Source organism: Pseudomonas sp. WS 5078 (assembly GCF_012985745.1).
Lineage (GTDB): Bacteria > Pseudomonadota > Gammaproteobacteria > Pseudomonadales > Pseudomonadaceae > Aquipseudomonas > Aquipseudomonas lundensis_A.
This window is the reverse complement of record NZ_JAAQWX010000001.1, coordinates 448,616-462,971: the sequence shown is the minus strand read 5'-3', so window position 1 is coordinate 462,971 and position 14,356 is coordinate 448,616. Positions and strand designations below refer to the sequence as shown.

The 14,356-nt window shown below is 59.4% G+C and carries 12 protein-coding genes; 3 read left to right on the top strand and 9 right to left on the bottom strand.

The window, feature by feature from the left end; translation table 11 throughout:
• Positions 1-22: 22 nt before the first annotated feature.
• The gene (locus HBN68_RS02185; protein WP_094991839.1) at positions 23-943 is read right to left on the bottom strand and encodes a LysR substrate-binding domain-containing protein; all 921 of its coding nucleotides are present in this window, start codon (positions 941-943) and stop codon (positions 23-25) included.
• Between the two features lie 152 nt (positions 944-1,095).
• Between HBN68_RS02185 and HBN68_RS02180 the strand changes: the two genes are divergently transcribed.
• Positions 1,096-2,481, top strand: coding sequence for a NorM family multidrug efflux MATE transporter (locus HBN68_RS02180; RefSeq protein WP_094991838.1), 1,386 nt, complete (start codon positions 1,096-1,098; stop codon positions 2,479-2,481).
• Positions 2,482-2,502: 21 nt separating this feature from the next.
• On the opposite strand, the gene HBN68_RS02175 is transcribed toward HBN68_RS02180, so the two are convergent.
• The gene (locus tag HBN68_RS02175; RefSeq protein WP_094991837.1) at positions 2,503-4,170 is read right to left on the bottom strand and encodes a bifunctional diguanylate cyclase/phosphodiesterase; all 1,668 of its coding nucleotides are present in this window, start codon (positions 4,168-4,170) and stop codon (positions 2,503-2,505) included.
• A 263-nt stretch (positions 4,171-4,433) separates the two neighbouring features.
• Here HBN68_RS02175 and rep point away from each other — a divergent pair, with 263 nt between their 5' ends.
• Positions 4,434-6,443 (top strand): DNA helicase Rep, encoded by a 2,010-nt coding sequence (gene rep, locus HBN68_RS02170; protein WP_094991836.1) that lies wholly within the window; start codon positions 4,434-4,436, stop codon positions 6,441-6,443.
• A gap of 56 nt (positions 6,444-6,499) precedes the next feature.
• Entirely contained in the window at positions 6,500-7,072 is a 573-nt protein-coding gene (locus tag HBN68_RS02165; RefSeq protein WP_047296491.1) for a xanthine phosphoribosyltransferase, read from the top strand.
• Positions 7,073-7,144: 72 nt separating this feature from the next.
• Here the strand turns inward: HBN68_RS02165 and HBN68_RS02160 are convergent, their stop codons facing one another.
• From HBN68_RS02160 to dadA, 7 genes are all read right to left on the bottom strand, one after another.
• Positions 7,145-9,073, bottom strand: a complete 1,929-nt coding sequence (locus HBN68_RS02160; RefSeq protein ID WP_169962380.1) for an acetyl-CoA hydrolase/transferase family protein — start codon at positions 9,071-9,073, stop codon at positions 7,145-7,147.
• A 115-nt stretch (positions 9,074-9,188) separates the two neighbouring features.
• Positions 9,189-9,878, bottom strand: coding sequence for an S-type pyocin domain-containing protein (locus tag HBN68_RS02155; RefSeq protein ID WP_169962378.1), 690 nt, complete (start codon positions 9,876-9,878; stop codon positions 9,189-9,191).
• Between the two features lie 350 nt (positions 9,879-10,228).
• A complete protein-coding gene (locus HBN68_RS02150; protein ID WP_169962558.1) occupies positions 10,229-10,642 on the bottom strand; it encodes a c-type cytochrome in 414 nt (137 codons plus the stop codon).
• 182 nt (positions 10,643-10,824) lie between these two features.
• A complete protein-coding gene (locus HBN68_RS02145) occupies positions 10,825-11,373 on the bottom strand; it encodes a cupin domain-containing protein (protein WP_047278802.1) in 549 nt (182 codons plus the stop codon).
• 127 nt (positions 11,374-11,500) lie between these two features.
• On the bottom strand, positions 11,501-12,577 hold the full coding sequence (gene alr / locus HBN68_RS02140; RefSeq protein WP_169962376.1) for an alanine racemase: 1,077 nt from the start codon (positions 12,575-12,577) through the stop codon (positions 11,501-11,503).
• A gap of 99 nt (positions 12,578-12,676) precedes the next feature.
• On the bottom strand, positions 12,677-13,030 hold the full coding sequence (locus HBN68_RS02135; RefSeq protein ID WP_094991831.1) for a RidA family protein: 354 nt from the start codon (positions 13,028-13,030) through the stop codon (positions 12,677-12,679).
• Positions 13,002-14,303 (bottom strand): D-amino acid dehydrogenase, encoded by a 1,302-nt coding sequence (dadA, locus tag HBN68_RS02130; RefSeq protein WP_094991830.1) that lies wholly within the window; start codon positions 14,301-14,303, stop codon positions 13,002-13,004. Before dadA ends, HBN68_RS02135 begins: the two co-directional genes overlap by 29 nt.
• Between the last annotated feature and the right edge of the window lie 53 nt (positions 14,304-14,356).

Below are 14,356 nucleotides of genomic sequence, written 5' to 3'. Positions count from 1 at the left end.
GACGCGGCTGCGAGCGCCTGCCTCACGCCAGCCGCTGTACGTCGGGCAGCGCCATGGCCTCGACTTCTTGCTGCAAGAAGTCACTCAGACGGCGTAAGCGCTCGCCGCCGGGCCGGGTTTTTGGCCACACCAAGTAGTAGTTCTCGCCGCTGGCCACGGCGGTTGGGAACGGCAGGCTCAATCGCCCTTGTGCCACGTCCTCGGCCACCATCAGCAGATCCCCCATCGAAATGCCATACCCGCGTGCCGCCGCAATCATCCCCAGTTCAAGGGTGTCGAACACCTGGCCGCCCTTGAGCGATACCTGGCCGGTCAGCCCCTGGCAGTCCAGCCAGCGGCGCCAGTCTCGGCGGTCAGGCGTGGGGTGCAGTAATTCCGTGCCTGCCAACCGCTGAACGTCCCAGGGCCGGTCGTCGATCAGGTTGGCGGCGCCCACTGGAATCAGCATCTCCGGGAACAATAAGGTGGCTTCCCAATCCTGCGGGAAGTGGCCGTTGCTCAATAAAACCGCGCAGTCAAACGGCTCCTGATTGAAGTTCACGTGGTCGATGTCCATCCAGGCACTGGTCAGTTGCACTTCGTTACCGGCCTGCAAATGACGGAAGCGGCTGAGCCGGGACAGCAGCCAGCGCATGGTCAGGGTCGACGGGGCCTTCATGCGCAAGATGTCATCTTCAGCGCGCAAGGTGGTGCAGGCGCGTTCCAGTGCGAGGAACCCTTCGCGCACGCCCGGCACCAGCAAACGTGCAGCTTCGGTCAGTTGCAGCGTGCGGCCGTTGCGCTGGAACAAGCGGCAGGCGAAGTGCGCCTCCAATGTTTTGATGTGACGGCTGACGGCGCTTTGGGTGATCGACAGCTCATCCGCTGCACGGGTGAATGAGCTGTGACGCGCGGCCGCTTCAAAGGCGCGCAAGGCATAGAGCGCAGGCAAACTACGAGACATGAGGAGGATTCCATGTATGCGACAGGATCAGACTGACAAAAAGGTATTTGGCATGAGTTTTAATCATGCCATGGATCGTTTTTATCCCTTTGCTTAAATCACTGAAGGCGCCGAGAATCCAGCCTTTCAACGTATCTTAAGAATTCAAGCCGATGACCAAACAGCATTCTGCACGTATCGAACTCCGGGCCATCATGCGGTTGGCTGGGCCGCTGATTGCTTCGCAGTTGGCGCACATGCTGATGGTCCTCACCGACACCCTGATGATGGCGCGCCTGAGCCCTGAAGCGCTTGCCGGCGGCAGTCTGGGGGCAGCCAGCTATTCGTTCGTGTCGATCTTCTGCCTGGGGGTAATTGCCTCCGTGGGCACGCTGGTGTCGATCCGTCAGGGCGCGGGTGACATCGAAGGTGCTACCCGCCTCACGCAGGCAGGCGTCTGGCTGGCGTGGGCGCTGGCGTTGGGGGCTGCGCTGATCCTGTGGAACATCAAGCCGGTGTTGTTGCTGTTCGGGCAAACCCCGAGCAACGTCGAAATGGCTGGCCAGTTCCTGCTATTGCTGCCCTTTGCGCTGCCCGGTTACATGACTTTTATGGCCTTGCGCGGTTTTACCAGCGCCATGGGCCGGCCGGTGCCGGTCATGGTCATCAGCGTGATCGGCACTGTGGCCAACTTCCTGCTCAACTATGCGCTGATTACCGGCATGTTCGGCCTGCCCAAACTGGGCTTGATGGGCATCGGCCTGGTTACGGCGATTGTGGCCACGGGCATGGCACTGGGGCTTGCCTGGCATATTCGCCGGCACCCCGCTTATGACGCCTACCCGCTGCGCAAGGGCTTGTCGCGGCTTAATATGACGTACCTGCGCGAACTGTGGCGCCTGGGTTTACCGATTGGCGGTACCTACGCGGTGGAAGTCGGGCTGTTCGCTTTTGCGGCCTTGTGCATGGGCACCATGGGCAGTACGCAACTGGCCGCACACCAAATTGCACTGCAAATTGTGTCTGCCGCGTTCATGGTTCCGGCAGGCATGTCTTACGCGATCACTATGCGTATCGGCCAGCATTACGGCGCAGGGGATTTGTTGCGTGCGCGGCTGGCGGGCCGTGTCGGGATTGGCTCCGGGGCCGTGACCATGCTGTGTTTTTCGGTGGTGTTCTGGTTCTGGCCCAAGGAATTGGTCGGCTTGTTGCTGGACTACGACAACCTGGCGTTCCGCCCGGTGTTCGAACTGGCGATGAGCCTGCTGGCGGTGGCCGCGTGGTTTGAGCTGTTCGACGGGGCGCAAACCATCGCCATGGGCGCGATTCGCGGACTGAAAGACGCCCGTACGACCTTTCTGGTCGGCCTGTTTTGCTACTGGGCAATTGGCGCGCCGCTGGCCTGGTTGCTTGCGTTCACCTTCGACTGGGGCCCGGCAGGTGTGTGGTGGGGCCTGGCGTTGGGCTTGGCGTGCGCCGCCATCAGCCTGACCCTGGCGTTTGAGTGGAAGATGCGGCGCATGCTCAGGCGTGCGCAATCTGCTGCGATCAAATGGTAAGGGTGGGTGTGGCCCGCGATGTTACTGCGAGGCCACTTGGCTCTTGTCCGTGTCGTGGGTCAGGAACGTCACCAGTTCAGGTAGCGGTAAGGGCTTGCTGATGTAGTAGCCCTGCACCTGATCGCAGCCAAAGCTGCGCAGCAGTGCCAGTTGCTCGGGGGTTTCGACCCCTTCAGCGACCACTTCCAGCTTGAGGTTGTGCGCCAGGTTGATCATGGCTGGCACCAGCTTGCGGTTCTCTTCGCGACTTTCCATGCCCCCGACAAAGCTTTTGTCGATCTTCAACAAAGCAATCGGCAGGCTGTTGAGGTGCACGAAGGAAGAGAAACCAGTACCAAAATCGTCCAGCGAGAACCTCACGCCGAGCCGCCCCAGCGCATCCATCGTCTGCTTGACCAGGTCGCTGCGCCGCATCACGGCGGTCTCCGTCAGTTCGAATTCCAGCCACTGCGCCTCCACCCCGCGCTCGCTAATCAAACGGCTGAGGGTGGAGAGCAACTGGCTGTCCTGAAATTGCCGAAACGACAGGTTGACCGCCATGTGCAGCGGCGCAAACCCGTGCTCGCGCAGGGCTTGCATGTCGCGCAGCGCCCGGGAAATCACCCAATAGCCCAAGGGCACGATCAACCCGCTTTGCTCGGCCAGCGGCACAAACTCGCTGGGGGCCAACAGGCCGCGTTCACCGTGACGCCAGCGCACCAGCGCTTCAAGGCCGACAATCTGCCGGGTGCCCAAGTCCAGGCGCGGCTGATAATGCAGCTCCAGCTCGTCGCGGCGCAGGGCGCGGCGTAACTCGCTTTCAAGGTCTGCGAGGCTGCGGGCGTTGCGGTTGATACGTTCATTGAACAGGTGAAACGTACAGCCTTGCGTGCTCTTGGCCTGTTGCATGGCGATATGCGCATGCCACATCAACGGATCGGCCCCCGCGTTGGCCCGCGCATGGGCGATGCCGAGGCTGCAACCGATCAACAGGCTTTCGCCGTCAATCCAGTAAGGCTCGGCCAGCGCTTCGGTAATACGTTCAGCGATCTGCTCGGCCCGCTCGGGTGCGCGGCGGGTATCGATCAACAAGGCGAACTCATCGCTGCCCAGTCTGGCCAACTGATCGCCCGCTTCCAGCTGACTTTTGAGCCGGGCCACCACTTGCAGGATCAGGCGATCCCCCGCTTGATGGCCGAGGGCGTCATTGGCGTGGCGAAAGTTGTCCAGGTCCAGATGCCCGAGGGCGATGCCGCGGCCTTCGCTTTCGGCCAGGCGCACGGCCAGCAAGGTCTGAAAGCCCTGGCGGTTGGCGATGCCGGTCAGCGGGTCTTCTTCGGCCAGGCGCTGCAAGGTGTGTTCGAGCACACCGCGCTCGCGCACATGGCGCAGGCTGCGCCTCACGACATCGGTCGTCAGGTTGGGCGCGACGAACCAGTCGCTGACACCTTGCGGCGAGACGTCAGGTTCAGCCTCCAGCAGCAGGATCGTCGCGAGTCGGCAGCGGCCGGGTGCGGGTTGTAGACCCGGGGTTGTGAGCAGCAATGCATTGCGGTCGTTTTCGAACAGATAACTGACCGACTCCCAATTTGGCGCGCACACAAGAACAGCAACGGTTTTTATGGGCGCCAGACACTCGCGCAACAACGCTGCCCAAGAAGGCTCTTCGGCCAATAGCAGCAAACGCAAGGGTTCGACAGGCGTAGACAAGCTGGCTCCCTAGACTCTGCAGTAATTTCAGGCGGTGGGCATTATGACGCGCCAACGATCATTGGCAAATGACATTGGTTATCAAATACAGGTTGGCGGCCTACATCGAACGTTAGCCGCAAATTCGCCCGGCATCCTGCGCGAAAGTAACAAAAGCAGCAAATTTAGACAGAGTGCTACGTCACACTGTCGCAGAGTGGCAGCAATATTTGCTCAGCCTGTTAAAATGCCCGCCCTTTTCAGATACGACCCCCTGACTCGTCATGTCCCGACTCAATCCCCGGCAGCAAGAAGCCGTGAGCTACGTCGGCGGCCCTCTTTTGGTGCTCGCCGGCGCGGGCTCGGGCAAAACCAGCGTGATTACCCGCAAAATCGCGCACTTGATCCAGAACTGTGGCATCCGCGCCCAGTACATCGTCGCTATGACCTTTACCAATAAGGCGGCGCGCGAGATGAAGGAGCGGGTCGGCACATTGCTCAAAAAGGGCGAGGGCCGAGGCCTGACGGTGAGTACGTTCCACAACCTGGGGCTCAATATCATCCGCAAGGAGCATGCGCGGCTGGGCTACAAGCCGGGTTTTTCGATCTTTGATGAAGCGGACGTCAAAGCGTTGATGACCGACATCATGCAGAAGGAGTACGCGGGCGACGACGGGGTCGATGAAATCAAGAACATGATCGGCTCGTGGAAAAACGACCTGATCCTGCCCGCCAAAGCCCTTGAAGACGCCCGCAACCCCAAAGAGCAGACGGCGGCTATCGTCTACACCCACTACCAGCGCACGCTCAAGGCGTACAACGCAGTGGACTTTGACGACCTGATCCTGTTGCCAGTGAAGCTGTTCGAAGAACACGCCGACATCCTCGAAAAGTGGCAGAACAAGGTCCGTTACCTGTTGGTGGACGAATACCAGGACACCAACGCCAGCCAGTACTTGTTGGTCAAGTACCTGATCGGCACGCGCAACCAGTTCACCGTGGTGGGCGATGACGACCAGTCGATTTACGCCTGGCGCGGCGCCCGCCCGGAAAACCTGATGCTGCTCAAGGACGATTACCCGTCCCTGAAAGTGGTGATGCTGGAGCAAAACTATCGCTCCACCAGCCGTATCCTGCGTTGTGCCAACGTGCTCATTTCCAACAACCCGCACGCGTTCGAGAAACAACTGTGGAGCGAGATGGGCCATGGCGACGAAGTGCGGGTCATTCGCTGCCGAAACGAAGACGCTGAAGCCGAGCGCGTGGCGGTTGAAATCCTCACCTTGCACCTGCGCACCGATCGGCCCTACAGCGACTTTGCGATCCTCTATCGCGGGAACTATCAGGCCAAACTGATTGAGCTGAAATTGCAGCACCATCAGATTCCGTATCGTCTGTCCGGTGGTAACAGCTTCTTCGGGCGTCAGGAAGTCAAAGACCTGATGGCTTACTTTCGCTTGATCGTGAACCCGGATGACGACAACGCCTTCCTGCGGGTGATTAACGTGCCGCGCCGGGAAATCGGTTCCACAACCCTGGAAAAACTCGGCAACTACGCCACAGAGCGCAAAATTTCGATGTACGCCGCTACCGACGAAATCGGCCTTGGCGAACACCTGGATACCCGTTACACCGACCGGCTGGCGCGCTTCAAGCGCTTTATGGACCGCATCCGCCAGCAGTGCGCGGGTGAAGACCCGATCGCCGCGCTGCGCAGCATGATCATGGACATTGATTACGAGAACTGGCTGCGCACCAACAGTTCGAGCGAGAAAGCGGCGGATTACCGCATGGCCAACGTCTGGTTTTTGGTCGAGGCGTTGAAAAACACCCTCGAAAAAGACGAAGACGGCGGCATGACCATCGAAGAGGCCATTGGCAAGTTGGTGTTGCGCGACATGCTCGAACGCCAGCAGGAAGAGGAAGACGGCGCCGAAGGCGTGCAGATGATGACCTTGCACGCGTCCAAAGGCCTGGAATTTCCCTACGTGTTTATCATGGGCATGGAAGAAGAAATCCTGCCGCACCGTTCCAGCATTGAAGCCGACACCATTGAAGAAGAACGGCGCCTGGCCTACGTCGGGATTACCCGCGCACGTCAGACGCTGGCGTTTACCTTTGCCGCCAAGCGCAAACAGTACGGCGAGATCATTGATTGCGCGCCTAGCCGCTTTCTGGATGAGCTGCCCCCGGACGATTTGGCCTGGGAAGGTAACGACGACACCCCTACCGAAGTCAAAGCGGTTCGCGGAAATACGGCATTGGCCGATATACGCGCCATGCTTAAACGCTAAAATCGACTATTTTTCACTCTACCTTCAGCGCATAAGCGCTATTTGAGGACGTTACGTTGGAAGCACTGCACAAGAAAATTCGCGAAGAAGGCATCGTGCTTTCCGATCAGGTTTTGAAGGTCGACGCCTTTTTGAACCATCAGATCGATCCGCAATTGATGAAAGAGATCGGCGACGAGTTCGCGCGTTTGTTCAAAGATGCGGGCATCACCAAGATCGTCACCATCGAAGCGTCGGGCATTGCCCCTGCAGTGATGACGGGCTTGAACCTGGGCGTGCCGGTGATTTTCGCCCGTAAGCACCAGTCGTTGACCCTGACTGAGAACTTGCTGACGGCGACCGTTTATTCGTTCACCAAGCAGACCGAAAGCACCGTTGCGATCTCGCCGCGTCACCTCAAAAGCACCGACCGCGTGCTGGTGATCGACGACTTCCTGGCAAATGGCAAAGCTTCGCAGGCCCTGATTTCGATCATCAAGCAAGCCGGTGCGACCGTTGCGGGCCTGGGCATCGTGATCGAGAAGTCGTTCCAGGGCGGCCGCGCCGAACTGGACGCCCAGGGTTATCGCGTTGAGTCGCTGGCACGGGTCAAGTCCCTGACTGACGGCAAAGTGACCTTTATCGAGTAAGGCGCTGCTTTTTAGCGGCTGGCCACGGCAGTGCGCCGCCAGCGGCTAAAAAGCGTGCGTGCCTGCGTTGTTTCAGCGCGGCTTGGCGGTTGCCTGTAAGCCCGCCAGCAGCAACCGTTGATACAACTCTTCGCGCAGGCCATTGGGCGTGGCCAGTTGCATGCGTTCCAGGTGTTCCGGGAAGGCGTGGGGTGCCGGTGCGTCCAAGGTGGCCTTGCCCAGCTCATAGATCTGCGTGAGTTTGAATTTGCTTTTGAGCCAGTTCAGGGCTCGCAGCAGGTCTTGCTCCTGCGCGCTGAAATCACAGCCCAGCGGGTACTCCGGGAACAGGTGCGGATGGCGTGCCGCAATGGCCTGCAAGCGCTCCGGGCTATTGTTGGCGAAGCGCGGATCAAGGCAAAAGTCGTTGGGCAGCTTGCCGATGTGCTGAGCCTGCTCGATCAGTGCGGTCTGAAAGCGTGAGTCCGTGATGTTGAGCAAGGCTTCGATGACTTTGCGGTCTGTCTTGCCGCGCAAATCAGCGATGCCGTATTCGGTGATCACGATGTCGCGCAGGTGACGCGGGATGGTGCAGTGGCCATATTCCCAAACGATGTTGGAGCTCACCTCCCCGCCCGATTCGCGCCAGCTGCGCAGGATGATGACCGAGCGCGCGTCATGCAGGGCGTGCCCCTGCGCGACAAAGTTGTATTGCCCGCCCACGCCGCTGAGTACGCGGCCGTCTTGCAGTTGATCGGCCACCCCGGCGCCGAGCAGGGTCATGGTGAACGCGCTGTTCACAAAGCGCGCGTTGCGGCGTTGCAGGCGTTTCAATGCTTCATGGCCGTACAGCTCGTTGATAAAGCTGATGGCGGTCATGTTGAATTTGCTGCGTTTGCTGTGCGGCACTTCCCTCAGGCGCTGGTAAAAACTGGCAGGGCCGAGGATGAAGCCGCCATGCACGCACACCCCGTCAGTGTGCAGGCTCTCGTCAAGCATGCCCGCGTTGGCGAGCGCCTGACGTTCGGCGTCCGGGTACACCTTGCGCCGCACGATGCCCGCGTCCACCAAAACCATGAGCCCGTGGACAAACATTTCACTGCAACCGTACAAGCCTTGGGCGAAGGGCACGATGCCGCCCTCTGCTTCGATCAGGGGGTGCCAAGGGCTGATGTCCAGGTCGTCGAGCACGGCGCGGTATCCCGAATTGTCAGCCTGACGCGCCAATAAGGCGGCCACCAGCGCATCACCCATAGCGCCAATTCCGATTTGCAACGTACCACCATCACGCACCAGGGTACTGGCGTGCAGGCCAATAAAGTGGTCTTGCAGGCTCACGGGCATATTGGGGGTGGAGAACAGCGTCGTGCGCTCCTCCTCATCGATCAGCAGGTCAAAATCCTCGGCGTTCATCTCGGCGTCGCCGGGCATGAACGGCAGGTCGCAGTGCACGTGGCCCAGCATCAAGATAGTCTCGCCTGCGGCCCGGCGCTTGGCGATCATCGGCAACAGATCAAGGGTGATATCGGGGTTGCAACTCAGGCTCAGGCGGCTGGCATCCTGCGGATCACGGGCAATGAGCTGCGCCACCAGATTCAAGCCATTGGCGTTAATGTCGCGCGCGGCGTGGCTGTAATTGCTGCTGACATAGTCTTGTTGAGCTGCCGGGCTGTTGAGCAGACTACCCGGCTGCATGAAGAATTGCTCGACGCGGATGTTGTCCGGCAGGCTATTGCGGTGCAGGTCTGCGAGGTAGTCCAGCTCAATGTAGTCGCCAAACACCCGCTCAATAAACGGTTCCAAAAACTGCCTCTGCAGGCCTTCGCCCAGCGGCGGACGGCCGAGGCTGAGGGCGGTATAAATCGTCAGTCGGCGTTCGGGCAGTTGCCTGATGCGTTGGTAGAGCGCGTTGACGAAGCGATTGGCCTTGCCCAGACCCAGCGGCAAACCCAAGTGAATATGCGAGGGAAGCCGCGCCAATACGTCATCGACTGCGCGCTCGATTGAACAGGACTGCACCATCTGATCCTCCAAAACCATCCATGTGTAGGGATGTGACTGAGCGTGACGGGTGTTGGTTGCAATGGCCAAGACTAACCCCGTCTGGCCTTCTCGGGACAGAACTAGCGGGTTAACGTCAGCCGTGATGTTCGTCGTTTTCCGGCAAGCGCACGTTGATCGAAACATACACAGGCGCACGGTGCGCAAGCCCCGGAAACCACACGATTGCGTCCTGATAGTCAGGGGGGTAGACGGGGTTGACCAGTATCTTGTCAGCCTGTTCGGAGGGCGGAAACACCCAGGCGGCCGGTTTGAGCGAAGCCCCTTCGAGGCGCGCAAGGGGGGCGATGGACGACGGGTCGGGGGTGGGTTTCCAGCTTATTTCAAGGCCGTTGCCCACGTGGGCGATCCGTTGTTCATCGTGCGCCTGGGCCGCGATGACGGGGACGCGCTGCCATTCGGACTTGGTGCCGGTATAGAAACCGTAGGCGCTGATGGAACCGTCTTGCAACTGTTTGACGGTTAATCGCACACGGGTATTGCCGTCAGTCAGTTGGCCATATTGCTCGTGACGGTAGAACGCACTGTCGCCTGAATTGGTGCTGGGCATCAGCACGGTGACGACGACCCGGCTTCGCGGTGGGGCCTTCACCGACAAGCTGCCCTGCAGGCGTGCGGCAAACAGCCTGGCGCTGATAGAGCCCCCAATCCAGTGCAAGGCCGCGGGGGCGCAGGCGGTGTGGGTTTCAGTGCCCAGCACGGCAAATTCGCCGTACTGGGTCAGCGCTTCTACGGGTACGAACGCGTTGTAATTGCTGAAATCCATCAGCCCGTCTGGCAACGCACAAGATTTTGCGAACACGCTGCCCCGTGCCATCCCTTCTGGACGTGCGGGTTCGGTGAGGGCCGAGACAGCTTTGCGTTGCTGGGTGCAGGCGGCACATTGGCAACGGGAATGAGGTGAGGCAACACAAGTTTCGTACACAGGCATGAGTCGCTGTATGGGTGTGTCGCGATGCTAGCGACATGCCGGTACGGGGCATGTAGGAGAATTCTGAGTTTTCTGAGCGGTTTGTAACTTGGTCTTTCGGCCGTGCGGCGTAAGGTCAGTGCGCAGTACTCAAACGGCAGGCACAAAAAAACCGCCCATCAGCGGTTTTTTTGCAGGAGTTCGGCTTATTTCAAACCGGACATCTTCTGGATGGCGCCTTTCAGGTCTTCATCGGAGCAAGTGCTGCATGTGCCTTTAGGCGGCATGGCGTTGATCCCGGTGATGGCCTTGGCCAGGATGCCGTCGAGGCCGCCCTGCTGGTCTGCGCGTTCTTTCCAGGCAGCGGTGTCACCGATTTTCGGTGCGCCCAACAGGCCTGTGCTGTGGCATGCGCTGCAATGCTTGGCAATGATGTCATCTGCTGACATACCGCCACCGCCACCAACTGAAGCTGCAACGTCCATCCCTTTGCATTCCTGGCCTTGAATACAGACTTTACCCACTGGCTCAAGACGTTTTGCGATGTCATCGTTCGTCGTTGCTTGAGCGTTGACTGCCCAAAGGGCCACTACTGCTGCTGGTACGGCCAGCATTTTCATAATTAGGTTCACGCGTTCACCCTCAATGGTGGCTAGTCACGCCCACAACCACGGTTTCGCGGGCGGGCGAAAGTATAACGGTTAGCCCGCCACTCTGAAACAACCCTAAAGTAGAAGGGGTCTTATAAGTGGCGAAATGCAACGTGGGTAGCCTCTGCAGGGCATGCAGGGCGCCTCTTTTCTTAGAAATTCGCCGGGGTAGCTGCGCTGATTAGTCGCGCTGCGACGTCGAACGGGTTGCGAAAACGGTGCGGCTTGGAACTCTCGAAATAGTAGCTGTCACCCGCTTCCAGCACGAACGTCTCAAGACCTACGGTCAATTCAAGACGACCTTCCAGCAAAATGCCGGTTTCCTCACCGTCGTGGGTCAGCATTTCGTCGCCGGTATCGGCGCCCGGTGGGTAGATTTCGTTCAGGAAGGCAATGGCCCGGCTGGGGTGCGCGCGGCCGACCAGTTTCATGGTCACTGCACCGTCTGAAATGTCGATCAGCTCATTGGCTTTATAGACAATCTGAGTCGGTGTTTCTTGAAGGATTTCTTCGGAAAAGAACTCGACCATCGACATCGGGATGCCGCTCAGCACTTTTCTCAGCGAACTGATCGAAGGGCTGACACTGTTCTTTTCGATCATCGAAATGGTGCTATTGGTGACGCCCGCGCGTTTGGCGAGTTCACGCTGAGATAGCCCTTTCAGTTTGCGGATGGATTGCAGTCGTTCACCGACGTCCAATGCGGGAGCCTCCTGGGGTTCAGATTTAGGTCGAGTTGGCGCCATCATGGCGATAGCGTTCAGTATTTACAACACTTCGACTTCAATCCTGCGCAACCGTTTGGCTCCTGGTTTGGAAGTTCTGCCATCAGCTCCCGGAATAGAGGCGTGGCACGCGTTTGAGGTTGCAAAAAATCTGGTAAGGAATGGTTTCAGCATGGGCCGCCACTTCACTGGCGAGGATGTTTTTGCCCCACAGTTCGACGCTAGAACCCAAACCCGCTTGCGGCACATCGGTCAGGTCGATGCACAGCATGTCCATCGACACGCGGCCCAGCAGTTGGCTGCGTTGCCCGCCCACCCAAACAGGCGTGCCCGTGGGTGCATGACGTGGGTAACCGTCTGCGTAGCCCATGGCTACAACGCCGATGCGCATGGGGCGTTCGGTGATGAATCGGGCGCCATAGCCCACAGGTTCGCCCGCTGGCAATTCGCGCACGCAGATGACCTTGGATTCCACTGTCATGACCGGCTGCAAACGCTCAGCCAGTGCCTGAGCCTCTTCGAACGGGGTGCTGCCATAGAGCATCAGGCCAGGGCGTACCCAGTCGCTGGGCACATTCGGCCATCCCAGGACAGCGGGTGAATTGCGCAGGCTCACTTCAGCGTCCAATTGAGCGCGGGCCGCTTCAAATACAGCCACCTGTTCTTCGCTGCGGCGGCATCCCAGTTCATCTGCGCGCGAGAAGTGGCTCATCAACACCACCTTGGCAACGTTGGGGCTGGCGAGCAGGCGTTGGTAAGCCGCCTGAAAGTCAGCCGGATGCAGCCCGACGCGGTGCATGCCGGTGTCAAGCTTGAGCCATACGTTGATGGGGCTGGCGAGCGCGCTGTCGAGGATTTCCTCAAGTTGCCACAGCGAATGCACCACGCACCACAGGTCGTGCTCGACGATCAGCGGCAATTCGTCCTGCGCGGTAAAAAAGCCTTCCAGCAGCAGGATCGGGGCACGGATGCCAGCGTCGCGCAGCTCAAGGGCTTCTTCGATGCAGGCAACCGCAAAGCCATCCGCCTCGTCCTCCAGCGCCTGCGCGCAGCGTACGGCGCCATGGCCGTAAGCATCGGCCTTGATTACGGCAAGGGCCTTGGCCCCCGTCACTTCGCGGGCCAATTGGTAGTTATGACGCAGGGCTTGAAGGTCGATCAGGGCACGGGCTGGACGCATGGCGGGCTTCTAACGGCTAATGAATAAAAAAACGGCGCAACCCGCAGCGTTAACTGCCACCTGCGCCGCAAGAGGGACTGTTACTAAGGAGCACAACATTTATGGCAGCGCTGCGATCACCGACAGCTCAACCAAGATTTCGGGTTCGCACAGCTTGGCTTCAACGGTGGCACGGGCGGGCTGCACGCCTTTGGGCAACCATTGGTCCCACACCGTGTTCATTCCGATGAAATCAGCATCGATGTCCTTCAGGTAGATGGTCACTGACAGGATGTGATTCTTGTCGGTGCCTGCCAAATCCAGCAGGCGCTCGATGTTAACCAGCGTTTCACGGGTTTGCTGCTCGACACCCGCATTCATGTCATCGCCGACTTGACCGGACAGGTAGACGGTCCCGTTGTGGACGACGATCTGGCTCATGCGTTCATTGGTGAGCTGGCGCTGGATTGCCATGTTTAGCAGTCTCCTGAGGGTTGCCGTAACGCGAAATGTCGAGGCCTTCGGTGCTGATTTGCGGCGTTTTCTTCGCCATGACATCGGCCAGATAACGGCCGGACCCGCACGCCATGGTCCAGCCCAGTGTGCCGTGGCCGGTGTTCAGGAACAGGTTCTTGAACGGGGTCGCGCCTACAATCGGTGTGCCGTCTGGCGTGGTTGGACGCAAGCCGGTCCAGAAGCTGGCCTGGCTCAAGTCACCGCCCCGAGGATAAAGGTCGTTGACGATCATCTCCAGGGTTTCACGCCGGCGCGGATTAAGCGACAGGTCAAAACCGGCGATCTCAGCCATGCCGCCAACGCGGATGCGGTTGTCGAAACGGGTGATCGCGACTTTGTAGGTCTCGTCGAGAATGGTCGAAGTCGGGGCCATGTCCGGGTTGGTAATCGGGATGGTCAGCGAGTAACCCTTGAGCGGGTAAACCGGGGCTTTGATGCCCAGCGGCTTGAGCAACTGCGGCGAGTAGCTGCCAAGCGCCAGCACGTAACGGTCGGCAGTTTCGAGTTTGCCGTCGATCATCACGCCGTTGATGCGATCGCCCGCGTAGTCGAGACGCTGAATGTCCTGGCCGAAACGGAATTCCACGCCCAGGTTTTTCGCCATTTCCGCCAAGCGGGTGGTGAACATCTGGCAGTCGCCCGTCTGGTCATTCGGCAAGCGCAAGGCCCCGGCCAGAATGTCGGTGACACTGGCCAGCGCAGGTTCAACGCGGGCAATGCCATCGCGGTCGAGCAGTTCGTAAGGAACGCCCGATTCCTTGAGGACGGCAATGTCTTTAGCCGCGCCATCGAGTTGCGCCTGGGTGCGAAACAGTTGAGTCGTTCCCAGGTTGCGAGCCTCGTAGGCAATGCCGGTTTCGGCGCGCAGTTCATCGAGGCAGTCACGGCTGTACTCGGACAGACGCACCATGCGCTCTTTGTTTACCGCATAACGGCTGGCGGTGCAGTTGCGCAGCATCTGCGCCATCCACAGGTATTGGTCGATATTGGCGGTGGCTTTGATGGCCAAAGGTGCGTGGCGTTCGAGCAGCCATTTCATGGCTTTGAGCGGCACGCCCGGGGCTGCCCACGGTGAGGCATAACCTGGAGAAACCTGGCCTGCGTTGGCAAAGCTGGTTTCCATTGCAACGGCGGGCTGACGGTCGACCACGACCACTTCAAAGCCGGCTCGGGCCAGATAATAGGCGCTGGCAGTACCAATTACGCCGCCACCCAATACCATAACTCGCATATTTATATCCCTCATCGCGGCCAGCCGCAGACGTTTATTGTTCAAAGCGAAGA

Excerpts from the sequence above, each read along its gene's own strand:
- HBN68_RS02185 (WP_094991839.1), bottom strand. The coding sequence starts at position 943 with ATGTCTCGTAGTTTGCCTGCGCTCTATGCCTTGCGCGCCTTTGAAGCG.
- HBN68_RS02180 (WP_094991838.1), top strand. The coding sequence starts at position 1,096 with ATGACCAAACAGCATTCTGCACGTATCGAACTCCGGGCCATCATGCGG.
- rep (WP_094991836.1), top strand. The coding sequence starts at position 4,434 with ATGTCCCGACTCAATCCCCGGCAGCAAGAAGCCGTGAGCTACGTCGGC.
- HBN68_RS02160 (WP_169962380.1), bottom strand. The coding sequence starts at position 9,073 with ATGGTGCAGTCCTGTTCAATCGAGCGCGCAGTCGATGACGTATTGGCG.
- HBN68_RS02155 (WP_169962378.1), bottom strand. The coding sequence starts at position 9,878 with ATGGATTTCAGCAATTACAACGCGTTCGTACCCGTAGAAGCGCTGACC.
- HBN68_RS02150 (WP_169962558.1), bottom strand. The coding sequence starts at position 10,642 with ATGAAAATGCTGGCCGTACCAGCAGCAGTAGTGGCCCTTTGGGCAGTC.
- alr (WP_169962376.1), bottom strand. The coding sequence starts at position 12,577 with ATGCGTCCAGCCCGTGCCCTGATCGACCTTCAAGCCCTGCGTCATAAC.
- HBN68_RS02135 (WP_094991831.1), bottom strand. The coding sequence starts at position 13,030 with ATGGCAATCCAGCGCCAGCTCACCAATGAACGCATGAGCCAGATCGTC.
- dadA (WP_094991830.1), bottom strand. The coding sequence starts at position 14,303 with ATGCGAGTTATGGTATTGGGTGGCGGCGTAATTGGTACTGCCAGCGCC.